The 4,042-nt window shown below is 36.4% G+C and carries 2 protein-coding genes; one reads left to right on the top strand and one right to left on the bottom strand.

The genetic code is table 11. The annotated features are described in order from the left end of the window. Positions 1-42 precede the first annotated feature (42 nt). Positions 43-1,290, bottom strand: a complete 1,248-nt coding sequence (locus KO502_RS08330; protein ID WP_216022120.1) for an MFS transporter — start codon at positions 1,288-1,290, stop codon at positions 43-45. Between the two features lie 395 nt (positions 1,291-1,685). Here KO502_RS08330 and KO502_RS08325 point away from each other — a divergent pair, with 395 nt between their 5' ends. Beyond that, a complete protein-coding gene (locus tag KO502_RS08325; RefSeq protein WP_216022119.1) occupies positions 1,686-3,923 on the top strand; it encodes a heparinase II/III family protein in 2,238 nt (745 codons plus the stop codon). The last annotated feature ends 119 nt before the right edge of the window (positions 3,924-4,042 follow it).

Genomic DNA, 4,042 nt, shown 5'->3' with positions numbered 1-4,042 from the left:
TAATCAGATTGGTATAAGTTATCAATAACTTAAAGACTTGCTTCACTTATTATTACTTTCATAAGAGTTACTCGCATAAGAATATGAAAATAGTGTGGCAAGTATTGCTACTAACACATACATAGCAAGCCAGAAAAAAAGTTGTGATCCGCTAATACCATGATCAATAAGATAACCAAATAGTATTGGCGAAATTGAGGTAGATATAACCGTAAGCGATGCAGTTAGTGCACGAATTTTACCAATATGCTTAGTACCATAAACCTCTGCCCACAATGCATTAATAATTGGGCTGCCTGAGCCAATAGTTATACCAAGTAAAATGAGTAAAGCATAAGCAATCCAATCACCACTTAATTGCGAGGCTAAAAGCAAAGCAACAAACATTGGAATAGGATAGAATTTTAATAGTTGAACCCCGCTAAATCTATCCACCATGGCACCAGCATTTACTGATGCAAACCAATGAGCAACACCATAAAAAACAAAACAACTAGCAAATAAGATAGGCGTCCAACCCATTTGCGGTAAAAAGAACCCTTGATGGATAAACACGCCAGTTACTATAAAAGGGGCTGAAAGTACGGTTGGTAACGCCAACCAAAAACGATAATCACTCAGCAGTGTTCTTCGTGAACCATCTGCTTTTACAGATTTATCAATATGATTACTTTGAGATAAGTTATGTTCATTATATTTCTCATCTTTACTTCGTTTAATCAGATATAGTGCCAATGGTAAATACAGCAAAGGAACTGATAAAGCGATAACCAACCAACTTTGTTGCCAACCCAGTTGTACAATTAAAAAAACAGCAATGGAAGGCAGTATAATTTCACCTAATGGCACCCCTGATGTAGCAACACTAAGACTTTTGCCACGATTCAACGAAAAGGTTTTCATCATAGTGGTTATAGCGGTATGTGGAAAAAGTCCTTGACCAAAAAAGCGTAACAGAAATAAACCAATAATAAGCATAGGTAAGCTATTGCTTTGCCAAAGGGTTAAAGCTGCAGCACAAAGTCCGATAGTACAAAATATAATAAACTTTTCTAAGGGTACATCATCAACACGCCCACCAATCCACATCAACAGCAAACCACTAGCCAGTGTCGCCATAGAATAAGCTGAACCATAACTTGTCGCAGATAAGCCAAGACCTTCCTGAAAGCTATTGCCGAACCAACTAACAAAGAACGACTGACCGAAGTTCCCCATAAAAACAGTCATCATACCAAAAACTAGAATTGGCCAACTATGCTTTATAAAAGCAGTGTATTCTTTAATCATTTATTACATTAACTCCTTCAAAAACGCACACAATTGACTGTGTTATCAGCGCTTTGTCAATAACAGTCAATGAAATCCGACTTAATTTGTAGTAATTATTCAATTTTTACACACTAATCGAAGATAACATAATTACTATCAGGGTTGATTACTGCTACAGCCAAGTAAAATCATTAATAAAAAAAACAACACCTAACCAATAAACATTACCAATAACAAAAACAGACATTACCAATATGATTGTATTTACACATAATTGGCTTGACATAACATAGATTACCCCAGTACCCTAAGTATTGTTTTAGTAGCACTTCATATAATCAACATGAGTCATTTATTTTTAAGTACACTCGATAATGACCATTATAAATTGATAATTAAGGAACACAGATAACATGTACGTAAAAAAAATCACTAAGCTAATATTGATTGTAGCAACCTTAGCTATATCTATAGTGGTGCAAGCTCAGGAACACCCCAACCTGATCTTAACCAAAGACGGTGTCGAAAAAATCCGCAAAAACTTAGGTAAAGTACCTTTATTTGATGCGACAGTTGAAAGTGTTAAAAAAACCGTTGATAAAGAAATAGCTGCGGGTATCGATACCCCAATACCAAAAGATTTCTCCGGTGGTTATACTCATTACCGCCATAAACAAAACTTTATTATTGCCCAAAAAGCGGGTGTTCTTTATCAAATTTTAGAAGACGATAAGTACGCAATATACGTACGCGATATGTTATTGCAATACGAGGCCATGTATAAAGATCTTCCGCTTCACCCACAAGAGCGCTCTTACGCTCGTGGTAAACTATTTTGGCAGTCACTTAACGACAGTAACTGGTTGGTTTACATGAGCCAAGCATACGACACTGTTTATAACTTTTTAACAGAAGAGCAGCGTGAGAAATTAGAGAATAATTTATTCCGTCCATTTGCTGATTTTATCTCTTTAGAAAACCCTGCATTTTACAACCGCGTACATAACCACAGTACATGGGGTAATGCCGCGGTAGGTATGATTGGCTTGGTAATGGAAGATGAAGAGCTTATTCAACGTGCATTATATGGTATCGAAGATGACGGTCTGCCAATTGGCGGTATCGACAACGATGGTGGTACTATCAAAGTAGAAGATCAAAAGAAAGGTTTCTTAGCTAATCTTGACGACCCATTCTCGCCTGACGGTTACTACACTGAAGGTCCGTATTACCAACGTTACGCTATGTACCCTTTCTTAATATTTGCTTTAGCAATGGAGAATGTAAGACCTGATTTAAAAGTACTACAACACAAAGACAACGTATTACTAAAAGGTGTTGATGCATTACTTAACCTATCTGATGCTGACGGAGAGTTTTTCCCGTTAAATGATGGGCAAAAAGGCATGTCTTACTACACAGCATCATTAGTAACAGCGGTCGATATTGCCTATCACTATGGCGATCAAGATCCTAAATTATTAAGTGTTGCTGAAAAACAAAATCAAGTGTTATTAGACCAATCAGGGCTAGATGTTGCGATTGCTATTCGTGATGGGAAAGCTAAACCATTTACTAAAACCTCTGTTAACCTAAGTGATGGTATTAACGGTAAGCAAGGTGGTGTTGGTGTACTTCGTTACGGTAATGAAGACTTAACCTTAGTATTTAAATATGCGGCTCAAGGCTTAAGCCATGGCCACTATGACAAACTGTCTTACTCTCTTTATGAAAAAGGCGATGAAATCTTGCAAGACTATGGTCTTTCTCGTTTTGTTAACATCGGTCAAAAAGGTGGTGGTAACTACTTAAAAGAAAATAAAACTTGGGCTAAAACAACCATTGCACATAACACCCTTGCACAAAACGGTGAAATGCACTTTGGTGGAAGTTATAAAGTAGCAAGCACAGAGCATTCTGATTTATATTTATTTGATGCAACTAAAAATAATGTGCAAGTAGTAAGTGCTACTGAAGTTAATGCTTATCCAGGTACGAAAATGCACCGCACTATGGCATTAATCAAAGATCAACACTTTGAAAAAGCCTTTATGCTAGACATTATGAAAGTACAATCTGACACTAAAAACGAATATGACTTCCCATTTTATTACATGGGGCAAGTTATTAACGGTAACTTCAAGTGGGAGTCTCCGACTAACTTAGAGCCATTAGGAGCTAAAAACGGTTACCAACATTTATACCTAGAAGGTAAAGGTAAACCAACAACCAACAATACTAAATTCTCTTGGTTAGGTAATGGTAAGTTCTACACCCTTACTTCAGTTGCAGAGGAGTCTGACGAATTATTATTAACACGCATCGGCGCTAATGATCCTGAATTTAACTTACGCAGAGATGCTGGTTTTATGGTGCGCAGAAAAGCTAAAGATACTACGTTTGTTTCAATTATTGAACCACACGGTAGCTATAGCCCTGTTTCTGAAGCGTCACTTAATTCAAGTAGTAATATTGCCGATTTAAAAATTGTTAAAGATAACGATGAATACACCGCGGTAAGTATTACTGACCTTAAAGGTAACAAGCAGTTATTTATTTTATCGAACAAAGATGCTTCAAGCTCTGAAAAACATAGCTTGAAAATCAACGGTAAAAAATATAACTGGGTTGGTCCTTATTACTACAAATAAGCAGTAATTATTACGAGTAAAACTCGTTGACTCACAACAATACAAAAACTCTCGATTACCATCGGGAGTTTTTTTTTGCGAAAAATATATTAACTTATACCAAGTTGATTAAGTTCTTT

This window comes from Colwellia sp. E2M01, from assembly GCF_018860585.1.
Lineage (GTDB): Bacteria > Pseudomonadota > Gammaproteobacteria > Enterobacterales > Alteromonadaceae > Colwellia.
The sequence above is the reverse complement of the archived record's forward strand: the minus strand, read 5'-3'. Positions and strand labels throughout refer to the sequence as shown.